Genomic DNA, 20,691 nt, shown 5'->3' with positions numbered 1-20,691 from the left:
AGGACCGAATTTTATTCGGTCAAAAATGGAGTAATATGATTAGTCCGATTGCAAATCGGACCTACATCAGGATTCTGATACTCAAATTTATGATATTGCTGGTACTCCTTTTGATTAATGGCAACAGGAATTTTATAGAATAAAAGAAAATATTATGACAACAGTAAATGTTTACCTGACCTTTAATGGGAATTGCGAAACAGCTTTTAATTTTTACAAATCGATATTTGGAGGTGAATTCCCCTATGTTGGCCGTTACAAAGATATGCCTGCTCAGGACGGTCAAAAGCCAATGCGACCTGAAGATGGGGATAGAATCATGCATATTTCATTGCCTGTCAGTCAGGAGACTGTGATTATGGGAAGTGATGTTGGTGGAGAATGGGCTTCATCATATAAGCAAGGAAATAATTTCTCTATATCAATAAATACTGATTCTAAAAAGGAAACGGAGAGATTGTTCAATGGGCTTTCTGCAAACGGACAAGTGACAATGCCTTTAGAAAAAACCTTTTGGGGCGATTATTTTGGAATGTTCATCGATCAGTTTGGTGTCAATTGGATGATTTCCTTCAATGAAAATCCGAAAGAGAAGTAATTGATATAGGACCGAATTTTATTCGGTCAAAAAAGATGTAAAATCAATAGTCCGATTTTAAATCTGACCTACAACAGTATAATTGTTTTGACAGAATTAATTAACGCCTGAACTTTGTATTCCTTTTTGGAGTTACTGAGTGAACTGGAATTCTGATTATATTTATGTAGGACCGAATTGCTTGCTAGAAATCAGACTGGCATTCGGTCACAAAAGGAGTAATAAATTCAGTCCGATTTTAAATCGGACCTACATTAGGAGCGTAAGGTTGAAACCAAGCGCATAGGTTTCATCAATAATTCAATTGCATTTTCAATACCCTGAACAACTAAATCCGCTGAATTGATTGCAGCAACTGCACCACCTTCTTTTTCGATTACAGCAATTCCCAATGCTGCTTCCTGGAGCATAAGAGAATCATTTCGTCCATTCCCGATACATATCGTTTCATCACTGCCCAGTTGTTTCACAAATTGCATTTTTGTGTAATCCTGATTGTTTTCTGCAATAATCCTTAATGTTACATGTAAATTAATGCATTGTTCTCTGACCATTTTATAGGTGTCGGCTGTCAATACATATACATTCAATTTGGTAGCAAGAATGTTAACACTCTCAATGATGTTTGTATTTAATAATCCATCATTTCCTAGAGTTCCATTGAAATCCAATACTAAGTTTTTTATCTCTAATTTTTTGAAACCGGGAATATGTATTTCCATTACATTAATTGTTTAATTTGTAAATAGGATTTTACGGCTGGTCAGCTTTTTATCAACGAGTAACTGATAGAAATAAATGCCTTCTTTTAATTCATGTTTCTCGGCATCTAAATGGTTGATATATTTTCCTGGAGGAAGTTGTTCGTCTATCATTAATTCAACTTGACGCCCAAAAATATCAATAACATTAAGTTTTACATAAGACGATTTTTTTAATTTGAAAGATAAATACGAGCTGCTGTTGAATGGATTTGGTGATGGATTTTCAACAACAAAATCCTGATTTTTTATCTCAGGTAAAGCTGTAAAAGAGGTGTCGATTATAGCAGTATATACACTGAGTTTCGTATCATCTAGTCGGGTCCAAATAGGTCGCACAACCCCATCATGTGCTGAAATATTGGTGTAATCACCAAAAAATACGGTTGGAAATGGTCTGAAAGGAGAGTCACTAATCAAATGGTTCTCAAATGTTTCTCCTGCATTTTTTGAAAGAGCTAAATACACATCGGTATATTCATCATCATGATTACGTCTGTCATAAAAAACAAAGTAAAGAAACCCACTGGTCTGATCAATAGTCATCCATGTGAAAAATTGCTGTTTTACTGCATTGTCATTATTTACTAATGTAGGTTGTGTCCAGGTATTGCCTCCATCAGTTGATTTAACAAGCCAGATATCTGTATTGTCAAGCCCGTTTCTTTGATCACTCCAATTGATATAAATTGTCCCATGATTATTCCCTCCAGAAGTATCGCAAGCTATGACAGGTAATCCATTGGCTCGGTATATTCCGGGAATTACATAGTTCCAGCCGCCAGGTACATCAGAAACTTTGATGTCATGTTCCAACCATTTCTTTCCAGAATCAACAGAACGATCGAACATCAATCCCAATGGACCCGTCCAACAAACATATACTTCTCCATTGGGTCCAACTGCAGGAACCGCTCCTTCCACAGCATCGTCATCATCAAAGCAATATCCTCCGGTTTCGTCAATTCGAATGGCTTGTGACCAATTTTGACCTCCATCAGATGTCATGGAAAACATAATGTGCGTACTATCTCCGGGTTTGGGTGTTGTAATACCTCCATATACATCAAACTGTGTCCATGTCATGTAAATATTATTAGTAGTTCGGTCGACAACAGCCCATTCTTTGTCTTGTACTTTTGTACCATTCAAACCTGTGAATGTTCCATTCGACCAATTTCGCCCCTGATCTGTACTTTTCTGACATACAATTCGATCTATCCAATTACCACTATCCGGATTCGATAAGTGAAAATAATAATAATCCTGATTGTTATCAATTATGAGCACTGGATCACCCCAAACGCCATATGTTGATTGTAGTTTTTGCTCAGTCCATTTTACTCCACCATCGTAACTATAAAAACTATAGTTTAAATTTGCGCCAGCAACCATTTCATCTGTTTTAAATGGATTAATCATAATGGAGGGTTCCTCAATGCTGGGTGAGTTACTAATCAGAATATTGATGTGTTGACAAAAAAGGCTTGATGAAAACCCATTTATTAAGAAGATAAAAACAATAGGGATGATATATGTTGTTCTTTTTTTTGACATCTTGTCTAGTATTTAGGCAATTCAAATCTTTGTGATCAGGCCTGAACATGCAGAATGCTTTGATTTTCAGCTGGCATGAAGTTAGTGCAAATTCAAGGGTTCAGAAAAATAAATGTTATAAATTTATCTCCTTTAATAAACTTTAAAAAAAAGATATGAATAAAGTATCAGTACTTTTATTTTTGATTGTAGTATCCATAACGTCTGCAATTGCACAAGAAGAAGCCAGATTAATGCGTTTTCCTAGCATTCATGGCAATCAGGTTGTTTTCTCCTATGCAGGTGATCTGTTTAGCGCAAATACACAAGATGGCCAAGCCAAAAAGCTAACAAATCATGTAGGTTATGAAATGTTTGCACATTTTTCTCCAGATGGAAAGAATATAGCATTTACAGGAGAATATGATGGAAACAGAGAGGTTTATGTGATTTCTGCTAAGGGTGGAGTTCCAAAACGATTGACCTATACAGCTACTTTAGGTCGTGATGATATTTCGGATCGCATGGGGCCTAATAATATTGTGATGGCTTGGAAAGATAATGTGACAATTGTCTTTCGTTCGAGAATGAAGAGCTACAATGCGTTTGTGGGTCAGTTATTTGAAGTCAATATTAATCAGGGTTTACAGAAGCAATTAGAACTACCTCGTGGTGGTTTTTGCTCTTTTTCGCCTAATGGTGAAAAAATGGCTTATAACCGGGTTTTTCGTGAGTTTAGAACCTGGAAATACTACGAAGGTGGAATGGCTGACGATGTGTGGATTTATGATTTTAAAAGCAAAAGCACTGAAAATATAACCAATAATAAAGCACAGGATATTTTTCCCATGTGGTATAAAAACAAAGTTTATTATTTGTCGGATCGAAATAGAACCATGAACTTATTTGTTTATGATATGACCGATAAAACTACTAAACAAATAACAGAATTTACCAATTATGATGTCAAGTTTCCATCATTGGGAGATAAGGCTATTGTTTTTGAGAATGGTGGATTTATATACACTTATGATTTGCAAAGTTTAAAGCTAAACAAGTTGAAAATTATCATTCACGATGATTTGATCTATAGCCGGGATGAGATTGTAGATGCTTCTAAATTTATGAGAGGTATTGAAATGTCGCCTGATGCAAAACGTCTGGTTGCAACAGCCAGGGGCGATGTGTTTAGTATTCCAGCAGAAAAAGGGATTACTTTAAATCTTACTAAAAGTTCTGGAGCACATGATCGCAATGCAATATGGTCACCCGATGGAAAATACATAGCCTATATCAGTGATGTTAGTGGTGAAAATGAAATTTATATACTTGCTCAGGATGGAAGTCAAGATCCGGTAGCCTTAACCAAAGGAGGAGGTAGCTATAAATACCATATTTCCTGGTCGCCAGATAGTAAAAAAATTCTTTGGGCAGATAAGGAATTGCAATTACAATATGTAGATATTGATTCGAAAAAAATAAAAGTGGTTGATAAAGCCCAAGCATGGGAGTTCTCAAACTATAATTGGTCACCAGACAGCAAGTGGATAGCATACAGTAGATCTGAAGTAAGTAGTATGAGTAATATTTACATCTACAGTTTAGACGATGATAAAAAACAAGTGGTGACCGATGGTTGGTATAATTCAGGTTCTGCTAAATTTAGCAATGATGGTAAATATCTGTTTTTCACATCAGCACGCGATTTTAATCCAACTTATAGCTGGACTGAATGGAATCATGCCTATGTGGATATGAGCAAAATGTATTTTGTTACTTTATCCAAAGAAACGCCTTCACCTTTTGAACCCACCAACGATCAAGTTACAATGAAAGAGGATACTGATAAAAAGTCAGAATCAGAAGAGAAAGAGGATGTCATGAAGGTTGACTTGGAAGATATTCAGCAGAGAATTTTGGCCATACCAACTGATGCAGGTAATTATTATGGAATCAATTGTATTGATGGTGTTGTTTATTATGTGAAAAGAAAACAAGGTTCAAAGGCATCCCTCAATATGTATGATTTGGAAAAGCAAAAAGAAACAGAACTTGGTGAGTATAATTCATATGATGTTTCTGTTGATGGCAAAAAAATGCTAATTCGCAAGGGCAGGGATTATTATATAATTGCTTTAGCAAAATCCAAAATCAACCTCAGTGAAGGTAAAGTTAACTTGGCTGATATGAAGGTTCGAGTTAATAAAGAAGAAGAATGGATGCAAATTTATAATGAAGCCTGGAGGCAGATGAGGGATTTCTTTTACGACCCGAATATGCATGGTACGAATTGGGCAGCATTAAAAAGCAAATATGGAAGCTTGGTTCCTTTTGTCAAGCATAGAGATGATTTGAATTACCTGATCGGTGAATTGATTGGTGAGCTTAGTGTGGGACATGCTTATGTGAGTGGAGGCGATAAACCCAAAGCAGAACGCATTCAAATGGGACTGTTAGGAGCGGAATTGGCCAACCATTCTTCAGGCTATTATCAAATTAACAAAATCCTGAAAGGTCAGAATTGGGATAAGTCAATGCGTTCTCCATTAACTGAATTAGGCTTAAATATTCAAGAAGGTGATTTTATTTTAGCAGTAAACGGAGAGTCTACCAAATTAATGCAGAATATTTTTGCCTCATTGATCGGAAGTGCAAACAAGCAAGTTGAATTGACTGTCAATTCAAAAGCTGAGCTAGCAGGAAGCAGAAAAGTAATCGTTATACCTATTTCAGATGAGAGTAAATTGTACTATTATAATTGGGTTCAGGAAAATATTGAAAAGGTAAATAAGGCAACCAATGGCAAGGTTGGTTACATTCATATTCCTGATATGGGTGTTGCTGGTTTGAATGAATTTGTAAAATATTTCTATCCTCAACTATCAAAAAAAGCACTTATTATTGATGACAGAGGAAATGGTGGGGGAAATGTATCACCCATGATTATTGAGCGATTGCGAAGAGAAATGGCTCGTGCAAACATGGCTAGAAATACCACCAAGACTGCCACACCAAAGCAAATGCTGCATGGACCTAAAGTGTGTCTGATTAATGAATATTCTGCTTCTGATGGCGACCTTTTTCCTTATCAGTTCAGGAAATATGAATTAGGTAAATTAATTGGTAAAAGAAGTTGGGGAGGTGTTGTTGGCATCAGAGGATCTTTGCCATTTATTGATGGAGCAAGTTTGAATAAACCTGAGTTTTCAACCTATGATGAAAATGGTTGGATCATTGAAGGTTATGGTGTTGATCCTGATATTTATGTCGATAATGATCCTGCAAAAGAATATGCTGGAATTGATGAACAACTCAATAAAGCCATCGAAGTTATATTGGAAGAATTGAAAAACAATCCACAGGAAATTCCTGATATTCCAAAGTTTCCGCTAAAGAATAAATAAAAGCATAAGATTAAAGTTTGAATAGCAGTGGGTTTAAACTCACTGCTATTTTTTTTGTTCCCCTCTTGAGAGGGGTTAGGGGTGTGTTGTCTAGACCACTCGTTTAAGTTTGCAACTTAAACGTTTAAATATGGAACAATCTCTCGTTTAAGTTTGAAGCAAAAACCTTTCATTCACAACAAAAGCAATAATTATACTTGTAGATAATAGGATTAAGTCACAGACTTAATCCAGAGAAGGCTAGGTATCAAGTCGCAGAGCTACCTCTCGTTTAAGTTTGCAACTTAAACGCCACTACATTGGTTTAAGTTATGGCTAAAACCATTCATTCACAACAAAAGCAATAATTATACTTGTAGATAATAGGATTAAGTCACAGACTTAATCCAGAGAAGGCTAGGTATTAAGTCGCAGAGCTACCTCTCGTTTAAGTTTGCAACTTAAACGCCTTTTGTGTAAGTGATTTGTAAATTTTCTTGGAATATTATTTCAGTATGAATTAAATCACAGACTGAATACAGAGTTGTCACATAAAACCAAAAAAGGCCATCCCTATAACTAGGGACAGCCTTTCTAAGAATAATTAAATATATTATTTAACAAGTACTCTTCCAGTGTAAGCACCATCTCCATCTACTTCATTCACCTGAATAAAATAGATTCCACTTGCTTTTTCATTCAAATTAATTCGATGCAGCATGCTGCTTGATTTTGAACTATAAACTGTTTCACCTAATGGGTTGATTACAGTTATTTGAACTTCTTTTCTACTATTGTTTTCCAAAACAAATTGACCACTATTTGGATTAGGGAATGTTCTGAATTTGCTAGTAAAATCAATATCATTTACAGATACTGGATCATGATGAATAAGGTCAGTCATGTATCTTGGGAATATTTGATAACCTTCATCATAAGGAGCAGCAAAGTCATATTGTCCAATTAATCCTACTAAATGGAATGTATCCAAACGTACGGGTGTTCCATGGATATCACAATCTGTAACTATTCTCATGATAAACGTATCAATACCGTTTGTAACTTCAACATTTACAGCATAGTCAGTAGGCTTTGGCCATTGGTTAGTATCAGCTACCCAAACCATTTCGAATTTCACTAATTCTGCTTCATACATTTCTTTCACTTCTGTAACAACAGTTGGTGTATTTAATGTTTGAGCAGAATCGAGAACCATAATAGCTTCAGGAATAATTTCTGTTAAACCATTATAGAAGCCAATTTCACCGGCAACACCAATTCGATCACCTTCACGGAAGGTATAACCTAAATCGCCACTGTTAAGATATAACCAGATACCATTAAGTCCATCGTGTAATACAAATTGTAAACCTGGCTTGTAAGCACGATAATTTACTCCATGAACAACTCCTTGTAAAATACATTTTACACCTAATGAATCAGGACTACCATCTGCATCAACAGACGTAACTTGACCAATTGTGTACATTGGAGGAGGAATTATTACCATGATATCAGATAAATATCTTGGGAAGATTTGATAACCTTCATCATAGGGTGAATTATAATCATACTGTCCACCAATACCAATAACATTAAATGGCATTGTTGGGAATGGAGTGCCATCAATATCTGTATCGCTATCAATTCTCATGACAAATGTATCGATACCATTTGTAATTTCAACATTGGCACTGCTACCTGCTAAAGGCCATTGAGAAGTGTCAGTCAACATCACCTTCTCAAGCATGATTAATTCAGATTCTGTAGTTTCTCCTAACATGCTAACCAGCATAGGAGGAGGAAACATTTTGTTTGAATCAAGTACCACTATTGAATCCACTTTGATTTCAGTTAATCCTCTGTAGAAATCAATTGCTCCAAGTACGGCAATTTTATCACCTTCTTTAACTACATAATCATTAACATCAACAAAATTGAAAACATTGATTCCATCTCCATCAGCAATGGTGAAAGATAAACCAGCGTTTCCATCGAAATCAGGACCAATTACAATTCCTTCAACCCAACATTTTACGCCAAGTGAATCAGGCGAAAAAATGCTATCATTGGTTGTTACCTGACCAATGTAGTATTTTGGGAAAGTGGTTGGAGGAGGTGCACCAAAAGTATGCATTCCAACATCTGTCCATGTATCCTTCGCTTCAACAATCCATTCTGAGTCTGTTGTGTTTGTACCTGCAGATGCAGTCCAATCAGTATTTGGTCCCATAACAGTACGTTTCCGAATCAATGTGTGATCTTTAGTTGCTGCAGCAACTCCGGCTACGTCCCATCCTGAACCAGGATCAATTCCATCATAAAGACCAAAAAGATCAATTACTTGAAGATAGAAATCAACACCATAATAAGTATAGGTGTCAGTTTCGGTTGTTCCGGCACCAACAATTTTGCATAAACCACGAACATCATCACCGTTGAAACCAACTATATAGCCAGAATCATTGTATGCTACTGATACATCAGAGTTTGCAACAATTACTGAATCAGCACTGCTATTACCAATTACATACACATCTTTATCTGCCAACATGGTTGAAGCTGCAAAAGTAAAAAGTCCATTCCAGGCATTGCCATTGTAGTTAATCAAGATAGCATAATCGGATAAATCGACACTTGCGCCTGTTCCATTAAAGAGCTCAATGTATTTATGATTACTTGAGCCTTCTGCATATTCCGAAAAGAATAAATCGGAGGCGGTTTGTGCATAAACACCTACTGAAAAGACTAAACCAATCAATAAGCTAAAAAATTGTAAAAATCCCTTTTTCATCATGTCATATTTTAGTTTGAAAAATTTTCTCCGTACAAATTTATCATTTATTGATAAATATCAATGATAGTTTTTATATACATTTATTTGTTAACAACCTTTTATTGAATTAGTACTTTAAGATACAGATAAACAGTGTCTTGGGAAATAAAGAAAGTTTATGTTAACAAAATAATAAGAGCACTCAGAACTTTTCAAACACCCCTAATCCAAATAAAGCATAATCATACTTCACAGGATCCTCTGAATCAAGAGAATTAAGCACTTTGCTTAATTCTTCAACAGTTTTCCAGTCGTTTTGTTTTCTTTGAATAAGCTTAAGTTTTCTGCCAGTATTGCCTGTATGGATATCTAGCGGACAAAGAAGATCAGCTGGTGATAAGCTCTTCCAAATGCCAAAATCAACTCCTTTATTGTCATGCCTAACCATCCAGCGAAGAAGCATATTCAATCGTTTACATGCCGAATTTGATAGGGGATTGGATACATGCTTTTGTGTTCTCTTGAGATGTTCTCCTTGAAAAAAATGAGTTCTGAAATTGATGATTGCAGATTTTATTATTTCATTAGAATTGGAGCTTTTATCTACCTCAAATGCTTTTTCAAGAGTTCCAAATTTTTTGTAGATATGATGCAATGACTGAATGAAGAAAACACAATCATCACCATTAAAAGTACGGTGTTTGAATTGCTGAAAAGGAATTAAGTCTTTTTCTTGATAATTGAGTATAAACTGATGTGGACTGTAGTCCATCCACTCCATCAGTAATTTAGCGTTACGAATAATAACAGAACGTTGTCCCCAGGCAAGCGTAGCAGCAAAAAAAGCAGCTATTTCAATATCCTCTTTTTTGCTGAATAAATGGGGAACAGAAATTGGATCTGTTTCAATAAAGGATGTGTTGTTGTATTGTTCAACTTTTTCGTCAAGGAAAACTTTGAGTTCAAGTGATGTAATTGGTAGAATGCTCATGTTATTACCACTAAGACACCAAGCCACAAAGGACTATCCGTGTCTTTGTGTCTTGGTGGTTGTTTAATCCAGTATAGCCTTTATTCCTGGTAATTCCTTTCCTTCCAGATATTCAAGCATAGCACCTCCTCCAGTCGATATATAGCTCACCTGATCGTGTAGCTCAAATTTATTAATTGCTGCCACTGAATCGCCACCACCAATTAAGGAGAATGCACCATTTTTTGTAGCTTCGGCAACGGCTTCAGCAATGGCTTTTGTTCCTTGCTGAAAATTACTGAATTCAAAAACCCCCATTGGGCCATTCCAGAGAATTGTTTTTGAGTTTTGGATGACATTTGTATACGTTTCAATGGCCGTTTTTCCAATATCGAGTCCCATCCATCCTGTATGAATTTTATCGCTATTGCATATTCTTCTTTTGGCTTCATTTGAGAATGAATCTGCAATATGCGAATCGATAGGTAAATAAATCTTAACTTCTTTCAAAGCTGCTTTGTTGAGAAGTTTTGAAGCCAATTCAATACGATCTTCCTCAACCAATGAATCGCCTGTTTTTCCTCCCATTGCTCGGAAAAATGTATAGGCCATTCCACCACCAATAATCAGGTTGTCAACTTTTTCAAGTAGTTGTTCAATAATCAATACTTTGTCAGAAACTTTGGCTCCACCTATAATAGCTGTAAGCGGTTTAACCGATTCTTTTAAAACTTTATTAATGTTTTCAATTTCACTTTTCATTAAGTAGCCAAAACACTTATTGTCAGGGAAATAATTTGCAACTATGGTCGTAGATGCATGAGCTCTATGTGCTGTACCGAAAGCATCATTTACATAAATTTCGCCCATTTCAGCCAGTTTTTTCGCAAAGCTCTCATCACCTTTTTCCTCTTCTTTGTAGTAACGAAGATTTTCAAGCAACAACACTTCTCCTGCTAGCAAATTAGTGCTTAATTCGTTTGTCGTTTCACCTATGCAGTCATCAGCAAATTTTACATTGGTATTCAGCGCTTTGGATAAATGATCAACAATATGCTTTAATGAATATCTTTCAACTTTTTCTCCTTTAGGGCGCCCCATATGTGACATTAAAATCAGGCTGCCACCATCAGCAAGAATTTTATTCAGTGTTGGCAAGGAGGCTTTGATGCGGCTATCATCTGTTATTTCAAACGCATCGTTTAAGGGAACATTATAATCAACTCGAACAAGAGCTTTTTTATTTTTAAAATTGAAGTTGTCGACTGTTTTCATGTGCTGAATTTTAGAATGCAAATTTTAATTTTTAAAAGGAGAAGACAAAAGATTTTAGCAAAATAACAACATCAGGGTTTGTTATTTACCAGTACCCTTTATAATGATGAGAATGGTGTAGAAAACAATCTTAAAGTCCATGCTTAACGACATGTTTTCCATGTAGAGAATGTCGAATTTCATGCGCTCAAGCATTTGCTCAACATTTTCAGCATAGCCGTATTTGATTTGCCCCCAGGAAGTAATGCCGGGTCTTATTTTTAATAAGTATCTATATTGAGGAGCATGCTCCATAATTTTGTCAATGAAAAATTGTCGTTCTGGCCGGGGACCAATAATAGACATTTCGCCTTTTAGCACATTGTAAAACTGTGGAACTTCATCCAATCTATATTTCCGCAGATAATGACCAACTTTGGTCACTCTTGGATCGTTCGTATGTGAAAGTTCCGGACCATTTTTCTCTGCATTCTTAATCATGGTTCTGAATTTCACAATCTGGAAAGGCTTCATGTTTTTACCAATTCGTTCCTGTAAAAAGAAAATAGAACCTTTACTGTCCAGTTTGATGAAAATTGCAATGGTAATTAATGCAGGAGAGAACAAAATTAATACGAGAGCAGAAAAAACGATATCAATCAAGCGCTTGAAATGCTTTTGCCATTGAGGCATGATTTCAGGAGAAATATCCATTAATGCAGTACCAAAAATGTAATTCATTTTCACACTGCCACTAATTAAATCATAATTATCAGGAATGATTTTGATGTTAACTTGCTCTTCTTTCAGCAAAGAAATCACTTTGTGCAATTGCTCATGTTCGGATGATTGTATAGCAAGAATAACGATCTCGATATTATGTTCCTGAATGATTTTTCTGATATCCGTGTAATTTCCAAAATGTGTTAGGAAATTATTCAGTGAAGGTTCTGGCGAATCAATTACATTCACATAACCTTTGAAATTATATCCTTGAGAATAACGTTCATTTTCTAATTCCTGAAATAGTTTAAGTGCATTGTCGTTACTTCCAACAATCAGGGTATTGAAAGAGATAATCCTTTTTCGAATTTTATTTTTTATCATTGTCAGAATAACCATTCGCGATGTGGTGACAATGAAATATTGCAGTATAAAAAGTGAGGAGAAAGTTGTGCGATAAACTTTGTAATTTCTAACTTCATCATCCAAAAGCAAAACAAAGAAAATTAACAATGTGCCAAAAAAGATGATGATAAAACCGCTTACAATTTCCTTTAATCTTGATTTTCTGTAAATATTTTTATAAGAGCCATTTAACCAATAAATGAATAGCCAAAAAGCTGGAATGATGATTAATGCAAGATAAAAATTCTCATCAAATCGGATAGGTACTTTATAGCCATATTTTGCTGGCTCAATAAACATTTTCCTGAATATGAAGAAAAGGGTCCAGGCAATTCCTGTCCCTAATAAATCAGATAATAAATATTGTATGGTGAATTTACGTCTATTCAAGCCACAATAATTTTAAATTGTCAAGATAAATTTTAGCGGTATCGGTGCTTGCATTATAGGAACCAACAAATAATTTGAACACATCATGCAAATCTTCAAAAGCGATTTCTGTTCCATAATTTACATACACTTTTTTCCATTCTTTGCTTGGATTTAAATACAAAACAGGATGCTGTTTTGAGCTGGTTGAACTCAAAGCAAAATAACCAACGGTAAATTCAATATCTGATTTATAGTTCATTTCAAGGAATACTGCTTTTCCTCTGGGTACGACAAAAATATTTTCACTGATCATTTCCAATTTGTCACCGTTTTTTTCTAATACGGCTTCAAAACTATAATTTCCTTCAAAAACATGTTGATCTTCAGATGTTCTTGCTAAGGATACATTGCTGGTTGCACTTGGATCAAAATCCAGATTAGCACTTTCAAAATCTTCGTTTAAGGCCAAATACATATTTGATTTTTTATATCTGACTTTTGGATTAATCGTATCGATATTCAATTCCTGAAAGTTGTAATTATCGATGATTAATGGTTCATAAAAAGGGTAGGAGGTTCGTGTATTTGAAATTCCATTTTCAATAACACCAGCTTGTATGATTAATTTATGTTCTCCTTTACTCAAAACCGGAAAAGTAGTGGGAAGTTCAAATACCCCAACCACTTCATTGTCTAAAACTACCCATGCATCTGTAATTCGATGATTTACTGTGCCAAAGCTATCGTAGCTACCACTTAGCGTAAACGTATCAATATGTATATAGGCGGGTATTTCTTCAGAGGGATTAATCAGGTCACAGGAATGTAAAAAGCCAATGAAAAAAGGGATGCTTAGTATGATTAAAAAATTTTGAAACCTCATTTTATTCGATTCATGCCTTCCTCAATTTTTTCTAAAATCTGGTGGGCTAATTTTAAAGAACGGAATCCATCGGTAATTGTTACTTCTGGTTCTGTATTATTTTTAATCGACTTTGCAAAAAGCGACAACTCATGTCTGATTGCATTTATTTCTGGCACTTTCAGCGAGCTAAAACTGATTTCTTTTTTCGGTTTTCCATTTCCAGGGTCAACAATAATAGAAAATGGATTTTCTTGTTCTCCTTCTAATTCACGGATGTTGTAAACGTCAACTTTTTTATCCAGAAAGTTAATGGTGATGTATGCATTTTTTTGGAAAACACGCATCTTCCTTTCATTTTTCAAAGATGCTCTACTTGTTGTCACATTGGCAACATAGCCATTTTCAAATTCAATTCGCGCATTGGCTATGTCTGGTGTGTCAGATATTATTGGAACTCCACTAGCCGATATTTGAAATACTTCGGAGGGAATTAAGTTTAGGATTAAATCCAGATCATGAATCATCAAATCCAGCACAACAGAAACATCTGTTCCCCTTGGGTTATATTGAGCAATCCTTGAACTTTCAATAAACATAGGCTTTAAATTGAGTTCCTTGGCGGCCAGAAAAGCTGGATTAAATCGCTCCACATGACCTACCTGAGCCTTAATGCCTTTTTCAGTAACTTGCTTTACCAGTTCATTAGCTTGCTCCAGTGTATAAGTCAGTGGCTTTTCAATAAAAATATGTTTGTTTTTTTGAATAGCTTGAATTGCACATTCATAGTGAGAAATTGTAGGTGTAACAATGTCAACAACATCTACTTCATCTATCAGTGAATCAATATCTGGAAAGCTTTTGATGTTAAATTCATCGCTGGCAGATTGAGCTTTTTCAGTATCAGGATCATAGAATCCGATTAACTGAAATTCAGGAATTTCCTTGATTTGCTTGATATGTATTTTACCTAAATGTCCTGCTCCCAGAACGCCTATTTTTAACATCCTACAATTTTTGACTTGAAATGGATTTGTATTGGAGTGCAAATATGGTATATTTTCATGATTTATGGGGATTATTTTCGATTTTTGAACAATCTAATGAATAGCAAATGCAATTGAAATTGATTGAAATAGATGAATTGAATTCCACGAATGATTATGCAAGAGAATTAATTGAAAATTCTGGGGCAGAAAATGGGATGATTATCAGTGCAGCTTTCCAAAGTCATGGGAAAGGACAATCAAAAGCTGTTTGGGAGAGTGAGAAAGGGAAGAATATATTAATGTCGATTATTCTGAAGCCTGAGTTTTTAATGGCTGAAAAGTATTTTTTTATTAGCATGATAGCTAGTTTAGGAATTGCAGATTGTTTGCATACTGCATTTGGAATAGAAAATGTCAAAATCAAATGGCCAAATGATATATACATTAATGCCCGGAAAGTGGCCGGAATTTTAATTCAAAATGACTTGAATCAGCATGGAATAAGTTCAAGTATTATTGGAATAGGATTAAATGTTAACCAAATGTCATTTTCCAATAGCCTTCCTAATCCGATATCAATGCAGCATGTATTGAAAAAAGAGATTGATCTTACCTTTGTTAGAGAAAAATTGGTCGAATTTATTCTTCATAAGTATCATTTATTGATTGAAGGAAGATTTGAAGAGATTAAAGCAAACTATGAAAGTCAACTCTATAAATATAATTTAAGTGCTGAGTTTTCAAGTCAACAAAAGTGTTTTGATGGAATCATTCGAGGAGTTGATGAATATGGTAAATTAGTAGTGGAAACCCATGCTGAGTTGAAGTCATTTGATATGAAAGAAATAGCCTATATTTTATAATTCATTTAAATATTATTCCAATGATATAGGTTTGTTTCTATTTTTGACTTTTAATTCAAGCTGACAGAAAAACAATTATGAGCATATTATTCACAAATATCAAAGGATTGGTTCAATATAGCATGAACCCAATGTCTTTTAAGGCTGGAAAAGAAATGCTCAACCTGCCTGTACTTGAGAATTCTTATTTATTAGTTGAAAATGGGAAAATAGCGGCCTTTGGAGAAATGCAGCATTTAAGCAAAAGCATTATAGCTGACGAAACCAAGGATTTATCAGGTTGTTTTGTATTGCCAGCTTATGTCGATTCTCATACACATTTGGTTTTTCCTGAAAGTCGGGAGCAAGAATTTGAATTAAAACTAAAAGGAGCCAGTTATGAAGAAATAGCTGCTGCTGGAGGTGGGATTTTGAATTCAGCTCAAAAGCTAGCCACTCTATCCGAAGAAGAACTTATAGAGTCAGCAGTAACCCGATTGAATGAAATTATCAATCTGGGAACTGCTGCTGTGGAAATTAAAAGCGGCTATGGCTTATCTGTAGGTGGAGAATTGAAAATGCTTCGCGTTATCAAAAAACTTAAAGAAATTAGCCCAATCCCAATAAAGGCAACATTTCTTGGCGCACATGCAGTTCCTAAAGAATATAAAAGCAATAAAAAAGCATACATAAGTTTGATTATTGATGAGATGCTTCCTGTAATAGAAAAAGAAAAATTAGCAGATTATATCGATATTTTTATTGAAGAAGGTTTTTATGACCTGGAAGATGCAACACAAATATTAACGGCAGCAAAGACAAGAGGTCTGAAACCCCGACTTCATGTTGATCAGATGAATGAATTAGGTGGACTTGATTTAGCCATAAAATTTGGAAGTATTTCGGTGGATCATTTGGAAAACACCAGTGAAAAAGGGATTAAATCCTTACTGAACAGTAATACCATCCCTACATTATTGCCATCTTGTTCATTTTATTTAAACATGAAATTTCCTCCGGCCAGAAAAATGATTGATGCAGGATTAGGCGTTTCCATTGCTTCTGATTATAATCCGGGAAGTTCTCCATCAGGTAACTTGAATTTTTCCATGTCGCTAGCTTGCATCAAAATGAAAATGATGCCTGAAGAAGCACTGAATGCAATTACCATTAACGCAGCTCATGCATTGGAAATTGAAAATGAAATGGGAAGTATTGAGCTTGGCAAAAAAGCCAATCTGATCATTACAAAACAAATTCCTTCGATTAAGTTTATGCCCTATAATTTTGGTAATCATGTGATTGAAAGTATGATTATTGAAGGAAAATATTTTAACGGAATTGAAATAACAAATAAACAATAGATAATGAAGAAACTGATTGAATGCGTACCAAATTTTAGTGAGGGAAGAGACCTCAGCATCATCAAGCAAATTACAGATGAAATTGAAAAAATCGATGGTGTTAATTTGCTGGATGTTGATCCTGGCCATGCTACTAATCGCACAGTTGTAACATTTGTTGGTGAACCTGAGGCCGTTTTAGAAGCTGCATTTAATGCAGTTAAAAAAGCATCTGAGTTAATAGATATGAGTAAGCATAAGGGAGCTCATCCTCGATTTGGTGCAACAGATGTTTGCCCATTGGTTCCTGTTTCAAATATTAGTATGGAAGAAACGGTGCAATATGCTCATAAACTGGCCAAACGCATTGGAGAAGAATTGAAGTACGGTATTTATTGTTATGAGAATGCAGCTCAAAAACCTGATAGAAGAAATCTGGCAAATTGCAGAGCTGGTGAGTATGAAGGTTTGGCTGATAAGCTGAGCAAAGCTGAATGGAAGCCTGACTTTGGTCCTGCAGAGTTTAATCCAAAAACAGGTGTAACTGCAGTTGGTGCACGCGATTTTTTAATAGCAATTAACTACAATTTGAATACGACTTCAACCCGAAGAGCAAATGCAATTGCTTTTGATGTAAGAGAAAAAGGACGGGCAAAAACTGATGATGGGACTCCAAATGGTAAAAAAATCATAGACGATCAGGGGAATGTTGTCTGGGAAGCCGGAACATTAAAAGGAACCAAAGCAATTGGTTGGTTTATAGATGAATATGGAGTTGCCCAGGTTTCCATGAATATTACAAATATTAATGAAACACCTATCCACATCGCTTTTGATGAAGTTTCCGACAAGGCTCAATTAAGAGGAATGCGTGTAACGGGTGCTGAATTAGTTGGCCTAGTACCCTTGCATACTTTGCTTTCAGCAGGAAAACATTATCTAAAAAAACAAGAGCGCTCAACAGGCGTTTCAGATAGTGAATTGATTAAAATCGCAGTGAAATCGATGGGTTTGGATGATTTGTATGAATTCAAGGCTGAAGAAAAAATAATTGAATATTTAATTGAAGACCGCACTACCAAAAAACTGGTAGATATGAATTTGAAAGAATTTGCTGAAGAAACAGCCAGTGAATCACCTGCTCCTGGAGGAGGATCTGTTTCAGCTTATGTTGGCGCAATGGGAGTTGCTCTTGGAACCATGGTGTCTAATTTGTCTGCTCACAAACGAGGCTGGGACGATCGCTGGGAAGAGTTTTCAATTTGGGCAGATAAAGGTCAGGAATTCATGAAAAAGTTGGTTGCATTCGTAGATGAGGATACACAAGCCTTTAATAAAATTATGGATGCTTTTAAATTGCCAAATGGGAATGATGCTGAAAAAGCCATTCGAAAACAAGCTATTCAGATAGCAACCAAATATGCTATTGAAGTACCTTTTACAGTAATGGAAACTGCATTTTCGTCCATGCAAGTGATATTGGCAATGGCTAAATCTGGAAATCCTAATTCAGCATCAGATGCTGGAGTGGGAGCATTGTGTGCCTGTATGGCAGTGAAAGGAGCTTATTTGAATGTTAAAATAAACTCTGCTGATTTAGATGACAAGGATTATGTTAAGGAAATACTAGAAAAAGGATCCGAAATTATTGAAAAATCAGAGTTGCTTGAAAAAGAAATATTATCAATAGTTGAACATAATATTTTGCATTAATCCTCAGAGAATTAATAAATTAATGCATTTTTCTATTTTATTTAATTATATTATTTATTATATTTGTATGTACAATTATTGAAATGTAGTGTCATGAGAAGAAAAAAATTTATTACACGCTACACAATTGAGGAAATGGAGAAATTACTTCATAGCAAGGAGGAGTTCCGAGTTGCTATGCGATTAATGACCTGTATCCTTGTAGCGAAAGGTTTTTCGGTGACCGAACTTCAAAAGATTTTTTATTATAAATCAGCTGCCAGATATTTTTTCTGGGCCAGAAGATTCAATGAGGAAGGAATAGAGGGATTACGTGATCGAGAAGGTAGAGGAAGAAGGGCCAAATTAACAGAGAGTGATTACAAGCAACTTAAAACTATTTTACTAACCCAAACGCCTGAAGATTTTGGTTTCGATTCTAAAATCTGGAATGGACAAATTATCACTGATTTAATTAAAAAAGAATTTGGAGTAGATTATCGTAAGGCCAACATTTATATCATGTTGAAGAAAAAACTGAAGTTGCATAATCGAAAGGCTCTGGGTTTTGTGCGTATTGACGATTAAGGTATTCAAGCTATTTATTCACTGAAAGTTTTTTTCATTTTAAGAACTTGCTCTTTGGTTCCCAAAACAATTATTATTGAATTTTCATTAATGATTGTTTCTGGTGCGGGATTGATTTGAAATGCTCCATCGTGCGGATCTCTTAATGCAATTACATTTACACCCGACAATTTGCGAAAGTTAATTTCTGCAATCGATTTACCAACATATTCTTTTTTAATATTGCTGCATTCCAATTCTTCTGTGCATACTCCGGAGTCAATATCATCAGTTAATACATGATAAAATTCAATGAGGTCTGGTCTGTTTACTAAATTGGCCATATAATGCCCTCCAATCGTTTCTGGCATAACCACATGATCTGCACCAGCTGTTTGAAGTTTTTCTTCTGAACTAGCCATAGCAGCCCTGCTGATAATAGTTAGCTTATTATTTAGTTTTCTGGCCGACAATACAACAAAAACATTATCTGCATCAATGGGTAGTGTACTGATTATGGCCTTTGCATTAACGATATTAGATCTTAAAAGTATTTCGTCTTCAGATGCATTGCCTTGTACATAAGGGAAACCATATTCCTGAATTAATTCGATAATTTCAGGATTATTTTCAATGATGATGAAGGGTACATTGCCTCGCGATAACTCTTCAATGCATTTTCTTCCATTTCGTCCGTAACCAACAACAATTACATGATTACTTAGTTTTAGTATTTGTTTTTCCATTCTAAACATTTTAAGCCTTTTTTTATATTCCCCATCAATTACATAAGATGTGATTGTTGTTACTGCATACGTAAATACAGATATGTAAATGATGATGAGAATAATCGTGAAGACCTTACCCTCACTGCTAAGTTCTTTTACTTCCCCAAAACCAACAGTAGAAAGTGTTATAATTGCCATATAAAATGCATCAAGAAAAGTCAGGTCTTCGATAAGCATATAACCAAATACACCAAGAAAAATAGCTAATAAAATGACCAATATAGCCAGATGGATTCTGTAAAAAGAGAGGCTTCTGCTTCTTAATGATGTTTGTGTATTACCGTACAACATTTAATTTGAAATATACGAATGTAATGATTTGACAAATGGGCAAAAAAAACCCCGCTATTGGAGCAGGGTTCATTTTGTTGTGTCGTTAAGTTACATGATTTTAGTTGAAAGGTCTTTGCCTGGTCTGAATTTAACAACTGTTTTCTTTGGTATTTTAATTTCTGCTCCGGTTTGAGGATTTCTTCCTTTCCTTGCTGCTCTTTCCGATGTAGCAAAGGTTCCAAATCCTACTAAAGTAATTTTATCCCCTTTTTTTAAAGCATCTGCTGTAGCTCCTATAAAAGAGTTTAAAGCATTTTGTGCTTGTGTTTTTGTAATTTCAGCGTCAGCTGCAATTTTGTTAATTAAATCTCCTTTGTTCATAATAAAAATTTTTGTGTTAAAAAAAAACCTGAATTCCTTAATACTCCTCAAATATAAAGAAAATATGAACTCGCAGTTTGTTTTTTTTTCAGAAATTTTAACTAATAGAAGTCTGTAACCTTAATTAGGCCTGCATCTTCGATGGAATAAGATTTAATTAATAACAATTAAATCTT

General features: G+C 35.0%; 16 protein-coding genes. 6 read left to right on the top strand and 10 right to left on the bottom strand.

From position 1 onward, the window contains the following. The first annotated feature begins 154 nt into the window (after positions 1-154). A complete protein-coding gene (locus tag HOG71_03475; protein ID MBT5989892.1) occupies positions 155-598 on the top strand; it encodes a VOC family protein in 444 nt (147 codons plus the stop codon). Positions 599-852: 254 nt separating this feature from the next. Here HOG71_03475 and HOG71_03470 read toward each other — a convergent pair whose 3' ends face one another. After that, positions 853-1,320 (bottom strand): ATPase P, encoded by a 468-nt coding sequence (locus HOG71_03470; GenBank protein ID MBT5989891.1) that lies wholly within the window; start codon positions 1,318-1,320, stop codon positions 853-855. 12 nt (positions 1,321-1,332) lie between these two features. Beyond that, entirely contained in the window at positions 1,333-2,916 is a 1,584-nt protein-coding gene (locus HOG71_03465; GenBank protein ID MBT5989890.1) for a glycosyl hydrolase, read from the bottom strand. Between the two features lie 155 nt (positions 2,917-3,071). Here HOG71_03465 and HOG71_03460 point away from each other — a divergent pair, with 155 nt between their 5' ends. Next, the gene (locus HOG71_03460; protein ID MBT5989889.1) at positions 3,072-6,299 is read left to right on the top strand and encodes a protease; all 3,228 of its coding nucleotides are present in this window, start codon (positions 3,072-3,074) and stop codon (positions 6,297-6,299) included. A 592-nt stretch (positions 6,300-6,891) separates the two neighbouring features. Here HOG71_03460 and HOG71_03455 read toward each other — a convergent pair. From HOG71_03455 to HOG71_03430, 6 genes are all read right to left on the bottom strand, one after another. Beyond that, on the bottom strand, positions 6,892-9,072 hold the full coding sequence (locus HOG71_03455; GenBank protein MBT5989888.1) for a T9SS type A sorting domain-containing protein: 2,181 nt from the start codon (positions 9,070-9,072) through the stop codon (positions 6,892-6,894). Positions 9,073-9,256: 184 nt separating this feature from the next. Further along, positions 9,257-10,030, bottom strand: coding sequence for a TIGR02757 family protein (locus tag HOG71_03450; GenBank protein ID MBT5989887.1), 774 nt, complete (start codon positions 10,028-10,030; stop codon positions 9,257-9,259). 78 nt (positions 10,031-10,108) lie between these two features. Continuing rightward, the gene (locus tag HOG71_03445) at positions 10,109-11,299 is read right to left on the bottom strand and encodes a phosphoglycerate kinase (protein ID MBT5989886.1); all 1,191 of its coding nucleotides are present in this window, start codon (positions 11,297-11,299) and stop codon (positions 10,109-10,111) included. 81 nt (positions 11,300-11,380) lie between these two features. After that, positions 11,381-12,796 carry a sugar transferase gene (locus HOG71_03440; GenBank protein ID MBT5989885.1) on the bottom strand — a complete coding sequence of 472 codons (1,416 nt, stop codon included), beginning with the start codon at positions 12,794-12,796 and terminating at the stop codon, positions 11,381-11,383. Further along, positions 12,789-13,661 (bottom strand): hypothetical protein, encoded by an 873-nt coding sequence (locus HOG71_03435; GenBank protein ID MBT5989884.1) that lies wholly within the window; start codon positions 13,659-13,661, stop codon positions 12,789-12,791. The genes HOG71_03440 and HOG71_03435 overlap by 8 nt, the downstream gene beginning before the upstream one ends. Then, entirely contained in the window at positions 13,658-14,647 is a 990-nt protein-coding gene (locus HOG71_03430; GenBank protein ID MBT5989883.1) for a Gfo/Idh/MocA family oxidoreductase, read from the bottom strand. The genes HOG71_03435 and HOG71_03430 overlap by 4 nt, the downstream gene beginning before the upstream one ends. A 107-nt stretch (positions 14,648-14,754) precedes the next feature. Here HOG71_03430 and HOG71_03425 point away from each other — a divergent pair, with 107 nt between their 5' ends. The 4 genes from HOG71_03425 (at position 14,755) to HOG71_03410 (ending at position 19,094) form a co-directional block, all read left to right on the top strand. Next, on the top strand, positions 14,755-15,492 hold the full coding sequence (locus tag HOG71_03425) for a biotin--[acetyl-CoA-carboxylase] ligase (protein MBT5989882.1): 738 nt from the start codon (positions 14,755-14,757) through the stop codon (positions 15,490-15,492). Between the two features lie 77 nt (positions 15,493-15,569). Further along, positions 15,570-16,835 (top strand): imidazolonepropionase, encoded by a 1,266-nt coding sequence (locus HOG71_03420; GenBank protein ID MBT5989881.1) that lies wholly within the window; start codon positions 15,570-15,572, stop codon positions 16,833-16,835. A gap of 3 nt (positions 16,836-16,838) precedes the next feature. Further along, on the top strand, positions 16,839-18,527 hold the full coding sequence (ftcD, locus tag HOG71_03415; GenBank protein ID MBT5989880.1) for a glutamate formimidoyltransferase: 1,689 nt from the start codon (positions 16,839-16,841) through the stop codon (positions 18,525-18,527). 93 nt (positions 18,528-18,620) lie between these two features. Beyond that, entirely contained in the window at positions 18,621-19,094 is a 474-nt protein-coding gene (locus HOG71_03410) for a helix-turn-helix domain containing protein (GenBank protein ID MBT5989879.1), read from the top strand. A gap of 14 nt (positions 19,095-19,108) precedes the next feature. Here HOG71_03410 and HOG71_03405 read toward each other — a convergent pair whose 3' ends face one another. Both HOG71_03405 and HOG71_03400 read right to left on the bottom strand, forming a co-directional pair. Continuing rightward, positions 19,109-20,152 (bottom strand): potassium channel protein, encoded by a 1,044-nt coding sequence (locus HOG71_03405; GenBank protein MBT5989878.1) that lies wholly within the window; start codon positions 20,150-20,152, stop codon positions 19,109-19,111. A 90-nt stretch (positions 20,153-20,242) separates the two neighbouring features. Further along, positions 20,243-20,515, bottom strand: a complete 273-nt coding sequence (locus HOG71_03400) for an HU family DNA-binding protein (protein MBT5989877.1) — start codon at positions 20,513-20,515, stop codon at positions 20,243-20,245. Positions 20,516-20,691 lie beyond the last annotated feature (176 nt).

Source organism: Bacteroidota bacterium (assembly GCA_018698135.1).
In the GTDB taxonomy this organism is placed as follows: Bacteria; Bacteroidota; Bacteroidia; order CAILMK01; family JAAYUY01; genus JABINZ01.
Note: the sequence above shows the minus strand (reverse complement) of the source record. Positions and strands in the feature narration are given on the sequence as shown.